Raw genomic sequence first — 14,637 nt, forward strand, 5'->3', positions numbered from 1 at the left:
AGCGGATGGAAGCCCGAAATGGGATCGGGCGAACGGACCGGCGGGGCGGAGACCTTCACCGGCAACCGTGCGCTGATGCTGGAAGAGCCCTTGATCTTCGAGATGGAGGAAGAGGGTGGAACCGGCGTCGATTTCGCGCCTGCGCCGAAGGTTCAGAGCCGTCTCGGCGGGCTCGAGCGGAACAGGCCGATGAATATTCCCGGCCTGTCGGAGCCGCAGACGGTGCGCCACTATACGCGCCTTTCCCGGCAGAATTATGCGATCGACCTCGGGCTTTTCCCCTTGGGATCATGCACGATGAAGCATAATCCCCGCCTCAACGAGAAGGTGGCGCGGATGCCTGGCTTTGCCGACATCCACCCACTGCAGCCGGTCGATACCGTGCAGGGCGCGCTGGCGCTGATCGAGATGCTTGGGGAGTGGCTGATCAAGCTCACCGGCATGCATTCGGTCGCGATGAGCCCCAAGGCGGGCGCGCATGGCGAATTATGCGGCCTGCTCGCGATGCGTGCGGCGCTGGAGGCACGCGGCGATGCGCGCGAGGTGATCCTCGTCCCGGAAAGCGCCCACGGCACCAATCCCGCGACCGCAGCCTTCGCCGGCTACCGGGTCGAGAATATCCCAGCCAACGAGCGCGGCCGTGTCGACATCGATGCGCTGAAGGCGCGGCTTGGGCCGGACGTTGCCGGGGTGATGATCACCAATCCGAACACGTGCGGCCTGTTCGAGCCCGACATGACCGAGATTTCGAAGGCGGTGCATGAAGCAGGCGGGCTCGTTTATTGCGACGGCGCCAATTTCAACGCGATCGTCGGCCGCGTCCGGCCGGGCGACCTCGGCATCGATGCGATGCACATCAACCTCCACAAGACTTTCTCGACTCCGCATGGCGGCGGCGGCCCGGGATCGGGGCCGGTGGTGTTTTCGGAGGCACTGACTCCGTTCGCTCCGCTGCCTTTCGTTGAAAAGCAGGGTGACGGCTATGCCCTCATCGAGGAAGAGACTGCGGGCGAGCATCATGGGCGTAGCTTCGGCCGCATGACCGCCTTCCACGGCCAGATGGGCATGTTCACCCGCGCGATGAGCTATATTCTCAGTCACGGTGCCGACGGTCTGCGACAGGTGTCGGAGGATGCGGTGCTGAACGCAAACTACATCCTCCGCAGCCTCGAGGACGTCCTAGACGCCCCGTTCGGCGCGAGCGGCCCGTGCATGCACGAAGCGCTCTTCAGCGACAAAGGCTTTGCCGAGGGCCTGACCACGCTCGACCTCGCCAAAGCGCTGATCGACGAGGGCTATCATCCGATGACCATGTACTTCCCGCTGGTCGTCCACGGCGCCATGCTGGTGGAGCCAACCGAAACGGAGTCGAAAGCGACGCTGGACCAGTTCATCGGTGCCCTTCGCAGCGTCGCCGAGCGCGCCAAGGCCGGCGACCAGTCGCTGAAGGCGGCCCCGATACACGCCCCCCGCCGCCGTCTCGATGAGACGCAGGCAGCGCGGAAGCCGATTCTGGTCTATCGGGAGCCACGCCAGGCGGAAGCGGCCGAATGAGCGACGCCCGCCGCTCGGCGCCGCATGTGGCGCGGACGGCGGGGCCGATCGCCGACGTACTGCGCGGCATCCTTCCCGACGAAGGTCTGGTGCTGGAGGTGGCGAGCGGCAGCGGCGAGCATGCGCTCCATTTCGCGCGCGAGTTCCCGCATCTGCTCTGGCAACCGACCGATGCCGATCCGGTGGCGCTGCGTTCCGTTGAGGCGTGGCGGACGGCCGACAGCGCACCCAATTTGCTGGCGCCAGTACATCTCGACGCGTCCGGCGACAATTGGCCGGTGGAACAGGCGGACGCGATCCTTTGCATCAATATGGTGCATATCAGCCCTTGGGCAGCAACTGAGGGTTTGATGCGGGGCGCCGGGCGGCTGCTCGCCAGCGACTGCCCGCTTTATCTCTACGGCGCCTATCGGCAGCAAGGCGCGGAGATGGCGCCGAGCAATGAAGCGTTCGACCGATCGCTGAAGGAGCGGAACCCTGAATGGGGCGTGCGCACCCTTGAGGACGTAACGGCCGAAGCGGATCGGCACGGCCTTGTGCTCGACGCGGTCGTGCCGATGCCGGCGAGCAATCTGTCGATCGTTTTCCGGAAGCGTTAGTTGCTCTCGTTGAAGCGGGGTAGGTTCGCTTCCTCAGGCTTGTCGCTGTCGCGGACGCGGGTGGCGCTGCCTTCGCCGACTTCCTGCTTCAGTTCGTCGCGGCTGCCGATCTCATGCCCTACGCGGTGACCGGAGCGGTTGCCGTGGCTCGGCGCATCTTCCATGCTCTCGATCAGTTCGCTGTCGTCATGTCGGCGGGCGGTTTCGGCGCGCTCTGCGCCCCGGTCGTTCTCATTAGCCATCTGCACTCTCCTTTCGAAGATCAATGACGGACGGGCGCGGGCGTTCCTCGCGTGCCGACGAGCCGAATGAGGCCGAGCGTCCAGAGGAGCCCAAACGCCCAGCCGCCAACAACATCGCTCGGCCAGTGAACCCCAAGGATGGGCCGGGTGAGGCCGATCAGCAGGGCGAGCAGGAGGGCTGCGGCGACGCTCCAGCGGCTGGGGAAGAGCAGAAGCGCTATCGCAAGATAGACGGTGGTGGCGTTTGTCGCGTGCCCGCTGGGAAAGCTGAGCGAGTGGAAGGACGCGAGATGCTCCAGCTCGTCCGGGCGGGCGCGGCCGACCACATATTTCTGTAGCTCCATCATAGCCCGTCCGCCCATCGTTACCGCAAGGAGGAGCAGGGCGTCGTGCAGGCGCCGCTTGAGGAGGAGGTACAGTGCGGCAGCCGCCGTGACGGCGGTAAGGACGATCCAGCCGCCGAGATGCGTCAGAAGGCCCGCAGCGTGCGCGAGCGGAGTTGCATCGCCAGCATAGAGAAGGCCGAGCAACGCCCGGTCGGCAGGCGAGGTGCCGGCCATCAGCATCACCAGCCAGAGGAGGGCCAGAGCGGCGAAGGCGAGGGTGCGGGTGAGAGCGGTCATGCTGCCTTTGGTGAGCCCTGCTGGATTCGAACCAGCGACCTACTGATTAAAAGTCAGTTGCTCTACCGACTGAGCTAAGGGCCCTGACCAGGTGCGTTCACCTAGGCGCGGGGCGGGTGGCGGTCAACCGGCCTTCTGGCGGCAAGGCCCGCGGAAAGCTGGCGGACGGTGAGGCCGGTGAGCGGATCGCGCCAGTTGGGCGCGATTTCGGCGAGCGGATCAAGCACGAACCGGCGTTCTCGGAAGGAGGGGTGGGGGATCACCAGCCCCTGCGCCTCGTAGAAGCCTTCCGACCAGAGGATGATGTCCAGATCGAGTACGCGTGGACCCCAGCGCCGACCGGGGCGGCGGCCGAAGCTCCGCTCGATCGCCTTCAGCTCCGCCAGGAAGTCGGCAGGATCGCGAGCGGAGGAGACGAGCGCTGCCGCGTTTGTGAAGCCGCGTCCGGCGGGTCCGAGCGCCGTGGTAGAATGCAACGCGGAGAGCCGCTCGACACCAAGCGCTTCGGCGGCGGCTTTTACAGTGTCGGCAGGTGAGCCATGACGGCTGCGGCGGTTGGAGCCTAAGGCGATAGCGTAAATGGGTGGGGCCATTGCTCAGCTGCCGACATCTTCCACGAGCGGCTGGAGCCACTCGCGAAAAGCTGAGACGAGGGGCAGGGCATCGCCTTTGCCCACGAGCCAGTAAGCCCGGCCGCGCTCGGCGCTCACTGCCGATACCTTCGCCAACCTGCCGTGGGCCAGGTCATCGCGGCATATGATCTCCGGGGCGAGCACAATGCCCTGGCCCGCACGAGCGGCTTCCAGCGAGGCGCTCGTATCGCGGAAGCGTATGCCGGCAGGCTTAAGCGGGTCGGCAAGACCGGCAGCCCGGCTCCAGGCGTCCCAGCCGCTGCCCAACAGGGGCGGTAGCCTGCTGCTCGCTTCTTCCAAATCACCACCCAAGCTGCTCGCGATCAAAGGCAGACAGACCGGCACGAGCACCTCCCGCGCGACCTCTACGGCTGCTTCGGGCTGATCGCCGCGCTCGGCAAGTATGAGCGCAACGTCACAGTTTCGCGCCTCTTCCAACCCACGACAGAGACCGATGACGCTGAGTTCGTAAGTTCGCTTGGTCTCAGCAAAGCCGGGAAGCCGGGGAAGAAGCCAATTGTGCAGCAGCGAACGGACGCAGCCCAGCACGATACGTCGCTGGCGCGGTTCGGATATCGACTCTCCGGCAGCGGCTATGATGTCGAGCGCAGGCCGGATGGCTTCCAGGTAGCGGCGGCCCTGACCGGTCGGGCGAATGCCCCCGGAGGTCCGTTCGAACAGAGTGATGCCAAGCTGCGCTTCGAGCTGTCGAACGGCTTGGCTCACGGCCGACTGGCTGATGTTGAGCTCTTCTGCCGCCGCCGTGAAACCGCCCAGCCGCGCGGACGCATCCGCAGCGCGAAGCATGGAGAGGGACGGATAAAGGCGGGCCGGCAGCATCATTGGCATTAGTAGGGCTTATGGCGGGTATAATGAAGCCGCGTTTGTGGATCCGGCTCCTGCTCGCGATCAGGAAGCATGTCGCTCGCCCAGCTCAGCTCGCTCGCTTTCTTTGCGCTCATCTGGCTGACACAGGTCATGACGCCGGGGCCGAACTTCGTCCGCATCAGCCATATGGCCCTGACCGTCTCCCGCCGCGCAGCGATGACGACCGCGGCTGGCACGACGGCAGGGAATTGCTCTTGGTGCATCGCCGCCGCGGTCGGTGCAGCCTTGCTGATGCAGGATCCGCTCACACGGCAAGCGCTCGCCCTTTTCGGGGCCGCATATTTCGCCTGGTTCGGAACCCGCCTGCTGCTCAGCGCCATTAGGGGGCGCAAAGCCTTGCAGCGGGCGGAGGCGAGGGCAGTGAACGGCCTCACCGCCTTTCGCGCCGGATATACCACCGCCATTGCCAATCCTCAGGCGATCCTCTTCTTTGTAACCGTCTTCATCACGATGTTTCCAAAGCTGACGCTGGACCTTGTCGGCATCGTGCTCGCCATCGTGGCCGGCGTCACGCTCGGCTGGTATGCGGTGGTCACCACGATCCTGACGGCCGCACCGGCCCGCCGCATCTACGAGCGGGCACGGGCCCTCATTGATCTGGTCTTCGCGGCCGTGCTTTGGACCGCCGCGATCAGGCTCGCTTTGACCCGAGGAAGTTGATCGGCCGTAGCTGCGATCAAATGTCCTGCGTCAGGCGGCCGTAAAGCTCCGGCCGACGATCGCGAAAGAAGCCGAAGGCGGCGCGGTGCTTGCGGGCTTGGGCGAGGTCGAAGTCGGCGGTGATGACGCCGGTTTCGGTGGCGCCGAATTCCGCGAGAATGTCGCCTCGTTCGTCGCAGATGAAGCTGTGGCCGTAGAAGGTCTGGCCGTCCTCGGTGCCGATACGGTTGGCGGCGACGACCGGGACGACGTTCGAAACGGCGTGGCCGATCATCGCCCGGCGCCACATGCGGCTGGTGTCGAGGTCGGGATCGTGCGGCTCGTTGCCGATCGCGGTCGGGAAGAGCAGGATCTCGGCGCCGTCGAGCATCAGCGCGCGGGCCGTTTCGGGATACCATTGATCCCAGCAGACGGCGGGGCCGACGCGGCCGTACGGCGTCTTGAAGGTTTTGAAGCCGGTATTGCCAGGCCGGAAATAGAATTTCTCAGAATAGCCGGGACCGTCAGGAATGTGGCTCTTCCGGTAGACGCCCATCACCGCGCCCTTATCGTCGATCATGGCGAGGCTGTTGTAATGATGGTGCCCGTCCGCCTCGAAAAAGCTGGTCGGAATATAGACCTGAAGCTCTGCCGCGAGCTTCTGCATCGCCAACACGGCGGGATGCTCCGACACCGAGAGTGCGCGTCCGAAATGCCCCTCATCCTGCGTACGGCAGAAATAATGGCCCTCGAACAACTCTGGCGGCAGGATGACCTTCGCGCCCTTGCCCGCGGCTTCGCGGACGAGCTCGGACACCGCGGCGACATTCTCGGCCACCTCGTCCGAAAAGGCGAGCTGAAGGGCGGCGACAGTTACTTCACTCATTGACGGCTCTTTGCTGGGAAGATCCCGCTATAGGTGAGGCCTCGTCCGCATTTTTCCAGAGCCAGAGGCCGATCAGGAAACGGCCGAGCGGCTGGATGGCAGGATAGAGCCAAGCGCCGAGCGAGGGCGGAAGCGACGGGCCGCCAAGGTCCGCGACGAGGAAGATCAGGGTGAGGAGGGCGGCGGCGGCGTAGAAGGCGCCAACTACCCGCGTCAGGCGGCGGTGCCGCAGCAGCTCAGCGGCGTAGAAGGCGCAGCCGATAAGGAAGCCGATCAGCAGGAAGACGTAGCTTGCGTCCCAGAGGCCATCATAGATTGCGGCCCGGACGTCCATCGTGGCCCGGATCGCTTCGTCTCCTGCCAACCATGCGCGGCGCCAGCGGTCGAACATGAAGAGGGTCATCGCCTGCTGTGCGGCTTCGGTGACGGCCCAAAGGCCGAAGCCGATGATCCCCGGAAGAACCAACGCCGGCCGGTCCCGAAAACGCAGGAAGACGGCAAGAGCGGCAGCGAAGACGAGCAGCGGGTGGAAGAGGTAAATCCATGCTCGAAGCTGATAGGCGGGATCCTGCACCCGCCCCATTCGACCTTCTAAACCGTCCGCCGGGCCGTAGAAATCCGGCAGGAAGATGAGCGCGACGGTGGTGAGGGCAGTCAGGAACGAGGCGACAGCGGCTGCACGGTAGAAACCGGTTGGAAAGCGTCTCAAGCGGGCACCTGCTGGCTGATGCAGTGGAAGCTTCCACCGCCGGTGAGCACATGGTCAGCCCGGAAACCTACAACGTTCCGGTCTGGAAACAAAGCGCTGACTGCCTCAACCGCCGCATCGTCATGCGCCGTTCCGTAGAGGGGAATCACGACCGCCGCGTTGCCAATATAGAAGTTCATATAGGAGGCGGGGATGATCTCCCCATCGCGCAGCACACGGCCCGGCGATGGGAGTGCGACCACGTCAACACCGGCGGCCTCGGCGCGGCGGTGGGCGTCTTCATAGACCGCAGCATTGGGATCGCCCGGGCCGGAGGCGACGGGAATAGCGAGGCGATTCTCGCCGACGAAGCGAGCAAGATTGTCGACGTGGCCGTCGGTGTGATCATTGAGGAGGCCTTGGCCAAGCCAAAGGAAGCGCTGAGCGCCGAGATCGATGCGAAGCCGTGCCTCGATGTCCTGCCGGCTGAGGCCGAGGTTGCGGTTAGGGTTGAGCAGGCATTGTTCGGTCGTGACCACAAGACCCGTGCCGTCCACGTCAATCGCGCCGCCTTCCAGGATCCAGTCGTGCCGCTGCGTCTCGAAACCCGCGGCGGTGGCGAGGCCAAGGCCGACCGTGTCGTCACCCTCAAGCTCATATTTTCCGCCCCAGCCGTTGAAGCCGAAGCTGCGCGCGGCACGGGTATCGCCACGCTTGACGATGATCGGCCCGGTGTCGCGGAGCCAGATGTCGCCGAACGGCTCCTTCACCACCTCGATGCCGGGACCCGCCATTTCGCGCGCGGTTGCCGCTGCTTCGTCGTCGGCAGCGACCAGGATCACGCGTTCACCCGCACCGTCGGCGCGAACGGCTCGGGCGAAGGCGATCACTTCCCCGCGCGCCGGCTCAAGATCGTCCTCCCAAAGCTCGGCATGACTTGGAAAGCCGATCCAGACCCATTCATGCTCCGCCCATTCCGGCGGCTGACGCCAGCTCATGTGCGACTATTGCCCGGCGCGCGAGCGGTCGCGGATGGCGCGGAACTCGTCGCCTTCATACCAGTTCGGCCAAGCCGTGCCCTCCGCAAGCTCGCGGCCGATGCGATAATAAACCTGAAGGTCACGGACGGCGCCGGACCAATCCCATCTCGGATCATATTCGTCGCTTGGCTGGTGGTAACGGTTGGCGCGATAATCCTGGGTTGCGGCGCGCCCAGCCTGGAGCCCGCCGTTCACCAGATCCTCGCCGCCTTCGGCATAGAGCATCGGTACGCCGAAGCGGGCGAGGCTGAAGTGGTCGGAGCGGTAATAATAGCCCGCTTCCGGCGTTGGTTCGTTCTTGAGCTCAAGCCCGAGATCATCGGTTGCACGCTTCAGATAATCCTCGATTTCCGACTTGCCCTTGCCGATCACGACGAAGTCGCGCGTGTTTCCGAAGATGTTGAGGCCGTCCATGTTGATGCCGCCGACCGTCTGCGCGAGCGGATAGATCGGGTTCTCGCCATAATAACGCGAGCCGAGCAGGCCGGATTCCTCCGCCGTCACGGCTAGGAAGATGATCGACCGGTCCGCACGTCCAGCGCGAACATGCGCCTCAGCTAGCGCGATCAGGCCGGCGGTACCGGTCGCATTGTCGAGCGCGCCATTGCAGATGTTGTCACCCGTAGCGTCGGCGTCGCAGACACCGAGATGGTCCCAGTGGGCGGTGTAGATCACATATTCATTGGGACGCGTGCTGCCTGGCAGGATGCCGATCACGTTCTTCGACGCCTGCCGCTTGATGGTGTTGGTGAGGCCGATCGACGCCTTGCTCTTCAGCGGAACGGGGCGGAAGCCCTTCTGCTTCGCCGCCTGGCTCAGCTGATCGAGGTCTAGCCCGGAATCGTTGAACAGCCGTACCGCCGCGTCGCGGGTGAGCCAGCCGATCGCCTTCGATTGGTCCATATGATTGTCCGGATCGTCCATATTATATTGGGCGCCGGTCCAGGACGACCGGACGACGTTCCAGCCGTAGGAGGCGGGCTCCGTCTCGTGGACGATGAAAGCGGCGGCTGCGCCCTGCCGGGCCGCTTCCTCATATTTGTAGGTCCAGCGGCCGTAATAAGTCATGGCGCGGCCGTTGAAGGGTCCTTCCGTTCCTTCCGCCTGATAATCCGGATCATTGACGAGGATAATGACCGTCTTGCCGCGGACGTCGACGCCTGCATAGTCGTTCCAGCCGCGCTCCGGCGCGTTGATGCCGTAGCCGACGAAGACGATGTCGCTATTGTCGAGGCTGATCGACGGCTGCACCTGATAGCTGTTCGCGACCATGTCCGTCCGCCATTGGAAGTCGAGCGGCGACTGTCCGCCTCGGATGCGGAGCGCGGTCGGGGTGGCGGTCGTCTCCACAAGCGGCACATCCTGGAACCAGCTGCCCCTGTTGCCGGGCTGCAGTCCGGCGGTGCGGAAGCGCTCGGCAATCAGATTGACCGTCTTCTCTTCGCCCGGCGTCGTTGGCGCGCGGCCTTCGAATGCATCGGAGGAAAGCTGTTCGGTAACCGTCTTCAGCGTGTCGACCGATATCTGCCCGTCGGCTGCGGGGGCGCTGGTATCGATAGTAGTGCAGGCGGAGGCGGCGAAAGCGGCAAGGAGGGCGGCGGCGGTTCGCAAGGACACTGGTCTCTCCCGTGACGAGTTACGGCGGGCTTCTGGCAGCAAGCAGAGGGAGTCGCAAGGAGGCGCGAAAAGGGCGGCCCCTTGCGGCGCCGCCCCATAGAACTCCGTATCTGCCAGGCAGCTTAGCGCGAGTAGAACTCGACGACGAGGTTCGGCTCCATCTTCACCGGATAGGGCACTTCATCGAGCGTCGGGACGCGGGTGAAGGTGGCCTTGGCGGTGCCGTCCGGAACCACGTAATCCGGGATATCGCGCTCGGCGAGGGCCTGCGCCTCCATCACCAGCGCCATTTCCTGCGCCTTCGGGCTGAGCTCGATCACGTCGCCAACGTTTACGCGGCGCGACGCAATGTTGCACTTCACGCCGTTGACGCGAATGTGGCCGTGGCTGACCATCTGACGCGCGGACCAGATCGTCGGCGCGAACTTGGCGCGGTAGACGATCATGTCGAGGCGGCGCTCGAGCAGGCCGATAAGGTTCTGCGAAGCGTCGCCCTTCATCCGGCTTGCGGCCTGGAAGGTCTGCTTGAACTGCTTCTCGGTGACGTCGCCGTAATAGCCCTTCAGCTTCTGCTTGGCGCGGAGCTGAATGCCGAAGTCCGACATCTTGCCCTTGCGGCGCTGGCCGTGCTGACCGGGACCATATTCACGCTTGTTGACCGGGCTCTTGGGGCGTCCGAAGACGTTTTCGCCCATGCGGCGGTCGAGCTTGTACTTGGCGCTAGAGCGCTTCGACATAAGTCTACTCCAATTTGCTGTGCCTTCGAGAGGCGGTTAAGTCCCTGGAACCGCACCGTTCAGCCAAAATGCCGAACGCGGCCGCCGCTTCACCAGGAGTGCGGAGCCAATTGCGAAGGCGGGCACATGGCGGCTGAAGGCCGATAAGTCAAGCTCGACAGGAGCTTGAGCCGAGGTAAAGGGGCGTCATGACGAAGGGACGAGTACTACCGGCCGATTGCCGGACGATGGTCGAAGTTCGTGACGGAGTCGATCGGCTCGACGAACAGATCGTGAGACTCCTCGCGGAACGCTTCCGCTACATGGACGCCGCCGCACGTATAAAGACGGATCGCACGGCCGTGCGCGACGAGTGGCGGAAAGCGGACGTGCTAACGAAGGCCCGTTTTCACGGTGCGCAGGAAATGGCGCCGGTGGGAAGGATCGAAACGGTTTATGAGGCGCTGATCGAGAGTTCGATCGCCCACGAGTTCGATCAGTGGGACGCGATCCGTTCTAGCGGGAACGCGGGTTAACTAGGGTTCTGATCATACCGCGCAGTGCCTGGACCTCTCGATTGGACCATCCCGCTTTGCTGAGGATGGTGCGCAGTGTCTTCTTGGTCGCGGGCGTACGGTCGGGCGGGAAGTAATAGCCGGCTTTCTCCAATGACTTATCGAGCTGTCCGATCAGGCCTTCGAGCTGTTCCTGCGTCGCCCGTGGTTCGGTGCCCTCGCTTTCCGTGGGCATGACGAGGCGGGAATGTTTAGACCATTCGTATGCGAGGAGGATGACTGCCTGGGCGAGGTTCAGGGAGCGGAACTCCGGGTTGATCGGGACCGTGACGATCTTCTGCGCAACTGCGGCTTCCTCGGTTTCAAGACCCGAGCGTTCAGCGCCGAACAGGATTGCGGAGGCGCCGTTCTGGGTGCGGATCTCGCGCGCCGTCTCTTCGGGATCGATGACCGGCACGACTAGGCCACGCTTCCGGACGGTAGTTGCATAGACGAAAGGGCAGTCCGCCACTGCTTCGGTGACGCTGCCGAAGACCCGCGCCTTTTCCAGCACGATGTCAGCGCCCGACGCCGCGGGGCCAGCAGACGGGTTGGGCCAGCCGTCGCGTGGATTTACCAGGCGGAGGTCGGTGAGACCGAAGTTCAGCATAGCCCGCGCCGCTTTGCCGATATTTTCGCCAAGCTGCGGCCGGACCAGCACGATTGCGGGCGGCATCACTCCTTGGCGGCCTCGCTGACCGTGCCGGCGAAATTCTCGAAATCTTTGGCTTCGCGAAAGTCCTTATAGACTGAGGCGAAGCGGATATAGGCAACGGGATCGAGTGCTTTGAGGCCGTTCATCACCATCTCGCCGATGGTGGCGGAGGAGACTTCGCTCTCGCCGCTGGTTTCGAGCTGGCGCTGGATCGAGGAGAGGAGCTTGTCCGTCCGCTCCTGTGCCACCGGGCGCTTGCGGAGCGCGATCTCGACGGAGCGGGCGAGCTTTTCCCGGTCAAAGGGCTCCCGCCGGTTTTCCGACTTTACCACAGTCAGCTCGCGGAGCTGGATGCGCTCGAAGGTGGTGAAGCGGGCGCCGCAATCCTCGCACTGGCGGCGGCGGCGGATGGACGAGCCGTCCTCGCTTGGGCGGCTGTCCTTTACCTGGCTGTCTTCATGGGAGCAGAACGGGCAGCGCAAGGATCAGTCCCGATAGATAGGGAAGCGGGTGCAGAGCGCGCGCACCCGCGCCTTCACGTCCGCCTCGACCGCGCCATTGCCTTCATGGCCGTTGGCGCGAAGACCCTCCAGCACGTCGGCGATCATGTCGGCGATGTCCCGGAATTCGGTGACACCGAAGCCGCGCGTGGTGCCGGCGGGCGATCCGACGCGGATGCCGCTGGTCTTGATCGGCGGCAGCGGATCGAAGGGGATGCCGTTCTTGTTGCAGGTGATGGCGGAGCGCTCCAGCGCCTCGTCCGCATCGCGGCCGGTGATGCCGAGCGGGCGGAGATCGACGAGCGCCAAATGCGTGTCCGTACCACCGGCGACAAGGTCAGCGCCGCGCTCCTTCAGGCGACCGGCAAGCGCCTTGGCGTTCTCGATCACGGCGCGGGCATAGGTCTTGAAGTCCGGCTGAAGCGCCTCGCCGAACGCCACCGCCTTAGCGGCGATGACGTGCATCAGCGGCCCGCCCTGAAGACCCGGGAACACGGCCGAGTTGATCTTCTTGGCGATGTCCTCCTCATCCGTCAGCACCATGCCGCCGCGCGGGCCGCGCAACGTCTTGTGTGTCGTCGTGGTGACGACATGGGCATGCCCGAACGGGGAGGGGTGCTCGCCCGCGGCGACGAGTCCAGCGAAGTGGGCCATATCGACCATGAAGGTCGCACCCACCGCGTCCGCAATGGCGCGGAAGCGTGCGAAATCGATGTGGCGGGGATAGGCGGAGCCGCCAGCGATAAGGAGCGTCGGACGGTGCTCGCGGGCGAGGCTTTCCACCTGATCGAAATCGATCTGGTGATCTTCCTCGCGGACGCCGTATTGCACCGCATTGTACCATTTGCCCGAAAGCGCGGGTTTGGCGCCGTGGGTGAGGTGGCCGCCGGCATCGAGGCTGAGGCCCATGATCGTGTCGCCGGGTTTGGTCAGAGCCAGCATCACCGCGCCGTTCGCCTGCGCACCGGAGTGCGGCTGAACGTTTGCGAAGCCGCAGCCGAACAGCTGTTTCGCCCGCTCGATCGCCAGCGTCTCGACCGCGTCCGACGGGGCGCAGCCTTGATAGTAACGGCGGCCTGGATAGCCCTCCGCATATTTATTGGTGAGCACCGACCCCTGCGCTTCGAGCACCGCCTTCGAGACGATATTTTCGGAGGCGATCAGCTCGATCTGGTTCTGCTGCCGGTCGAGCTCGGCGGCAATAGCGCCGGCCACTGCGCCGTCCGCCTGCTGCAACTCCTGGGTGAAGAAGCCCGCGGGCTGAACGTCGGAGAGGTCGTTGGCGGGACGGCTGCTCATGCGGGCTCTTTCGTAAAGACGGGGTTGGACAGTTTCTCGACGCGGCGAAGGTGGCGGTCGCCGCCGAACGGGGTTGCAAGGAACACGTCCACGCATTCCTTCGCCATCGTGATGCCGATCAGGCGCGCGCCCATGGCGATGACGTTCGCGTCGTTATGTTCGCGGGCGAGCCGCGCCGACAGCGGCTCCGACACCAAAGCCGCGCGCGCAGCCGGGTTGCGGTTCACGGCGATAGAGATGCCGATGCCGGAGCCGCAGATAGCCACTCCCCTAGTCGCTTTGCCGGAGGCGACCGCCTCCGCCAGCTTGTAGCCATAGTCCGGATAATCAACGGGGTCCGCTCCTTCGGGACCGAGGTCGAGCACCTCGTGCCCGGCGCTGCGCAGATGCTCGGCAAGCGCCGCCTTCAGCTCGAAGGCGGCATGATCGGAAGCAATGGCAATGCGCTGAGGCACGCTCCGTCTCCAGGAATCTAGTGATCCACATCCTCTAGTGGAGGCGGGCGCCATTTGCCACAATTTAACGGCCTCTATTCACCCGAAAGGGTAAGGGGGCCTCCCTTATGCCGTTACTGAGGGTCAGGCGACTGAGGCTGAGGTGAGGGGAGCCCCTTGCTCCGCTTCCAGCCGGATCAGAAGCAGACGTCGTGCCAGCGGATGGAGGCTGGCCTCATCCAAGGCACGAAGGCGCCGCTTGCCGACGCGCCTATCGAGCATCGCCAAGCTTTGGACGAGCGGGTCCTCATCGCCGAGCGCCTGTTCTGCGGAAAGCTCGTGCACGAACGCCCAGCACGCTTCGTAGGCGTCCTGTCGGCTGAACTCGCCGAAATCGGCCAACGCATAGATCTGCTTCCGGTTCGGTTTCCCGGGCTCCAAGCCCAGCGCGACATATTTGGCTCTTGTGCAGAAGTTGGCGATCACCTTGCCGTCCAGCGTGATCCAGGCATGGCCGCAACCGCATGCGCCGTAACGCGCGCTGTGAATATCCACGCGGTCCGCGACGCTGTCGGCAAGTCGCTCACGAACGAGCGTACGGAGCTTGCTCCACCTCATGTCGAAGGTTTCAAGCCTATTTCCGCAGAAATAGGCCGACGACGGGTACAATAAGCAGCCACGCGCCCGTGGCTGGCATTGGCGCAATCAGGATGAAAACCAATGCCGCCAGAGCCCATTTGAGCCAGCTCGGATAGGAAAAGCCCTGGCGCTCCATCCCGTCCATAAGCATGCCCAGCAAGATCAGGAGCAGGCCGGTGATAAGAAACCAGAAGGCAGTGGCGGTGATGTCGTAATCGTTGACCGAGGCAATGAGGCCGCGATCGGCAATCATCTGCCATCCTTGTGTATAGAAAAGGAAAAAGCCGCCCATCGAGTGAAAGAAACCAACCGCCGCGATCCATTTGCCGATCCACGCAGTCCGTGTTTTCGTCGTTTCCATATTCACTTAGCCCCCTTGCTCTGCCGTCTGCTCATTCGCTGTCTTCCACGACATGATCCGTTCGTAAGAAC

General features: G+C 64.2%; 19 protein-coding genes and 1 tRNA gene. 4 read left to right on the plus strand and 16 right to left on the minus strand.

Annotation, left to right across the window (positions count from 1 at the left end):
* The first annotated feature begins 18 nt into the window (after positions 1–18).
* Complete coding sequence (gene gcvPB, locus VGD10_RS12995; RefSeq protein WP_331041301.1) at positions 19–1,554, plus strand: aminomethyl-transferring glycine dehydrogenase subunit GcvPB; 1,536 nt, start codon at positions 19–21, stop codon at positions 1,552–1,554.
* Positions 1,551–2,153, plus strand: a complete 603-nt coding sequence (locus VGD10_RS13000; protein WP_331041245.1) for a DUF938 domain-containing protein — start codon at positions 1,551–1,553, stop codon at positions 2,151–2,153. The genes gcvPB and VGD10_RS13000 overlap by 4 nt, the downstream gene beginning before the upstream one ends.
* Here the strand turns inward: VGD10_RS13000 and VGD10_RS13005 are convergent.
* The 5 genes from VGD10_RS13005 to VGD10_RS13025 form a co-directional block, all read right to left on the minus strand.
* Entirely contained in the window at positions 2,150–2,395 is a 246-nt protein-coding gene (locus VGD10_RS13005; RefSeq protein WP_331041246.1) for a hypothetical protein, read from the minus strand. The two genes, VGD10_RS13000 and VGD10_RS13005, sit on opposite strands and share 4 nt — an antisense overlap.
* 20 nt (positions 2,396–2,415) lie before the next feature.
* Positions 2,416–3,018, minus strand: a complete 603-nt coding sequence (locus VGD10_RS13010) for a phosphatase PAP2 family protein (RefSeq protein ID WP_331041247.1) — start codon at positions 3,016–3,018, stop codon at positions 2,416–2,418.
* Positions 3,019–3,026: 8 nt separating this feature from the next.
* Positions 3,027–3,102 (minus strand) — tRNA-Lys (locus tag VGD10_RS13015).
* 17 nt (positions 3,103–3,119) lie between these two features.
* Positions 3,120–3,611 carry a 2-amino-4-hydroxy-6-hydroxymethyldihydropteridine diphosphokinase gene (folK, locus tag VGD10_RS13020; protein ID WP_331041248.1) on the minus strand — a complete coding sequence of 164 codons (492 nt, stop codon included), beginning with the start codon at positions 3,609–3,611 and terminating at the stop codon, positions 3,120–3,122.
* A 3-nt stretch (positions 3,612–3,614) separates the two neighbouring features.
* Positions 3,615–4,499, minus strand: a complete 885-nt coding sequence (locus tag VGD10_RS13025; RefSeq protein ID WP_331041249.1) for a LysR family transcriptional regulator — start codon at positions 4,497–4,499, stop codon at positions 3,615–3,617.
* Between the two features lie 69 nt (positions 4,500–4,568).
* Here VGD10_RS13025 and VGD10_RS13030 point away from each other — a divergent pair, with 69 nt between their 5' ends.
* Positions 4,569–5,198, plus strand: a complete 630-nt coding sequence (locus VGD10_RS13030; protein ID WP_331041250.1) for a LysE family translocator — start codon at positions 4,569–4,571, stop codon at positions 5,196–5,198.
* Positions 5,199–5,214: 16 nt separating this feature from the next.
* Here the strand turns inward: VGD10_RS13030 and aguB are convergent, their stop codons facing one another.
* The 5 genes from aguB to rpsD all read right to left on the minus strand — a co-directional run bounded on the left by aguB (position 5,215) and on the right by rpsD (position 10,145).
* A complete protein-coding gene (gene aguB / locus VGD10_RS13035; protein ID WP_331041251.1) occupies positions 5,215–6,063 on the minus strand; it encodes an N-carbamoylputrescine amidase in 849 nt (282 codons plus the stop codon).
* On the minus strand, positions 6,056–6,772 hold the full coding sequence (locus VGD10_RS13040; protein WP_331041252.1) for a hypothetical protein: 717 nt from the start codon (positions 6,770–6,772) through the stop codon (positions 6,056–6,058). Before VGD10_RS13040 ends, aguB begins: the two co-directional genes overlap by 8 nt.
* The gene (locus VGD10_RS13045) at positions 6,769–7,749 is read right to left on the minus strand and encodes an agmatine deiminase family protein (RefSeq protein WP_331041253.1); all 981 of its coding nucleotides are present in this window, start codon (positions 7,747–7,749) and stop codon (positions 6,769–6,771) included. The genes VGD10_RS13040 and VGD10_RS13045 overlap by 4 nt, the downstream gene beginning before the upstream one ends.
* A gap of 6 nt (positions 7,750–7,755) precedes the next feature.
* Complete coding sequence (locus VGD10_RS13050; RefSeq protein WP_414639534.1) at positions 7,756–9,402, minus strand: M28 family metallopeptidase; 1,647 nt, start codon at positions 9,400–9,402, stop codon at positions 7,756–7,758.
* Positions 9,403–9,530: 128 nt separating this feature from the next.
* A complete protein-coding gene (gene rpsD, locus VGD10_RS13055; protein ID WP_331041254.1) occupies positions 9,531–10,145 on the minus strand; it encodes a 30S ribosomal protein S4 in 615 nt (204 codons plus the stop codon).
* 188 nt (positions 10,146–10,333) lie between these two features.
* Between rpsD and VGD10_RS13060 the strand changes: the two genes are divergently transcribed.
* Positions 10,334–10,660, plus strand: coding sequence for a chorismate mutase (locus VGD10_RS13060; RefSeq protein WP_331041255.1), 327 nt, complete (start codon positions 10,334–10,336; stop codon positions 10,658–10,660).
* Here the strand turns inward: VGD10_RS13060 and VGD10_RS13065 are convergent.
* The 6 genes from VGD10_RS13065 to VGD10_RS13090 form a co-directional block, all read right to left on the minus strand.
* Entirely contained in the window at positions 10,641–11,354 is a 714-nt protein-coding gene (locus VGD10_RS13065; protein WP_331041256.1) for an RNA methyltransferase, read from the minus strand. The two genes, VGD10_RS13060 and VGD10_RS13065, sit on opposite strands and share 20 nt — an antisense overlap.
* Positions 11,354–11,815, minus strand: coding sequence for a transcriptional regulator NrdR (gene nrdR, locus VGD10_RS13070; protein WP_331041257.1), 462 nt, complete (start codon positions 11,813–11,815; stop codon positions 11,354–11,356). Before nrdR ends, VGD10_RS13065 begins: the two co-directional genes overlap by 1 nt.
* A gap of 3 nt (positions 11,816–11,818) precedes the next feature.
* Complete coding sequence (glyA, locus tag VGD10_RS13075) at positions 11,819–13,132, minus strand: serine hydroxymethyltransferase (RefSeq protein WP_331041258.1); 1,314 nt, start codon at positions 13,130–13,132, stop codon at positions 11,819–11,821.
* Positions 13,129–13,587 carry a ribose 5-phosphate isomerase B gene (gene rpiB / locus VGD10_RS13080; protein WP_331041259.1) on the minus strand — a complete coding sequence of 153 codons (459 nt, stop codon included), beginning with the start codon at positions 13,585–13,587 and terminating at the stop codon, positions 13,129–13,131. The genes glyA and rpiB overlap by 4 nt, the downstream gene beginning before the upstream one ends.
* Before the next feature lie 123 nt (positions 13,588–13,710).
* Entirely contained in the window at positions 13,711–14,184 is a 474-nt protein-coding gene (locus VGD10_RS13085) for an SF0329 family protein (RefSeq protein WP_331041260.1), read from the minus strand.
* A 16-nt stretch (positions 14,185–14,200) separates the two neighbouring features.
* Entirely contained in the window at positions 14,201–14,566 is a 366-nt protein-coding gene (locus VGD10_RS13090; RefSeq protein WP_331041303.1) for a DUF6463 family protein, read from the minus strand.
* Positions 14,567–14,637: the final 71 nt, after the last annotated feature.

It is taken from the genome of Allosphingosinicella sp. (assembly GCF_036402135.1).
In the GTDB taxonomy this organism is placed as follows: domain Bacteria; phylum Pseudomonadota; class Alphaproteobacteria; order Sphingomonadales; family Sphingomonadaceae; genus Allosphingosinicella.

Bases quoted from the DNA above. Each gene is read 5' to 3' on its own strand.
- gcvPB (WP_331041301.1), top strand. From the start codon at position 19: ATGGGATCGGGCGAACGGACCGGCGGGGCGGAGACCTTCACCGGCAAC.
- VGD10_RS13000 (WP_331041245.1), top strand. From the start codon at position 1,551: ATGAGCGACGCCCGCCGCTCGGCGCCGCATGTGGCGCGGACGGCGGGG.
- VGD10_RS13005 (WP_331041246.1), bottom strand. From the start codon at position 2,395: ATGGCTAATGAGAACGACCGGGGCGCAGAGCGCGCCGAAACCGCCCGC.
- VGD10_RS13010 (WP_331041247.1), bottom strand. From the start codon at position 3,018: ATGACCGCTCTCACCCGCACCCTCGCCTTCGCCGCTCTGGCCCTCCTC.
- folK (WP_331041248.1), bottom strand. From the start codon at position 3,611: ATGGCCCCACCCATTTACGCTATCGCCTTAGGCTCCAACCGCCGCAGC.
- VGD10_RS13025 (WP_331041249.1), bottom strand. From the start codon at position 4,499: ATGCCAATGATGCTGCCGGCCCGCCTTTATCCGTCCCTCTCCATGCTT.
- VGD10_RS13030 (WP_331041250.1), top strand. From the start codon at position 4,569: ATGTCGCTCGCCCAGCTCAGCTCGCTCGCTTTCTTTGCGCTCATCTGG.
- aguB (WP_331041251.1), bottom strand. From the start codon at position 6,063: ATGAGTGAAGTAACTGTCGCCGCCCTTCAGCTCGCCTTTTCGGACGAG.
- VGD10_RS13045 (WP_331041253.1), bottom strand. From the start codon at position 7,749: ATGAGCTGGCGTCAGCCGCCGGAATGGGCGGAGCATGAATGGGTCTGG.
- rpsD (WP_331041254.1), bottom strand. From the start codon at position 10,145: ATGTCGAAGCGCTCTAGCGCCAAGTACAAGCTCGACCGCCGCATGGGC.
- VGD10_RS13060 (WP_331041255.1), top strand. From the start codon at position 10,334: ATGACGAAGGGACGAGTACTACCGGCCGATTGCCGGACGATGGTCGAA.
- VGD10_RS13065 (WP_331041256.1), bottom strand. From the start codon at position 11,354: ATGCCGCCCGCAATCGTGCTGGTCCGGCCGCAGCTTGGCGAAAATATC.
- glyA (WP_331041258.1), bottom strand. From the start codon at position 13,132: ATGAGCAGCCGTCCCGCCAACGACCTCTCCGACGTTCAGCCCGCGGGC.
- VGD10_RS13085 (WP_331041260.1), bottom strand. From the start codon at position 14,184: ATGAGGTGGAGCAAGCTCCGTACGCTCGTTCGTGAGCGACTTGCCGAC.
- VGD10_RS13090 (WP_331041303.1), bottom strand. From the start codon at position 14,566: ATGGAAACGACGAAAACACGGACTGCGTGGATCGGCAAATGGATCGCG.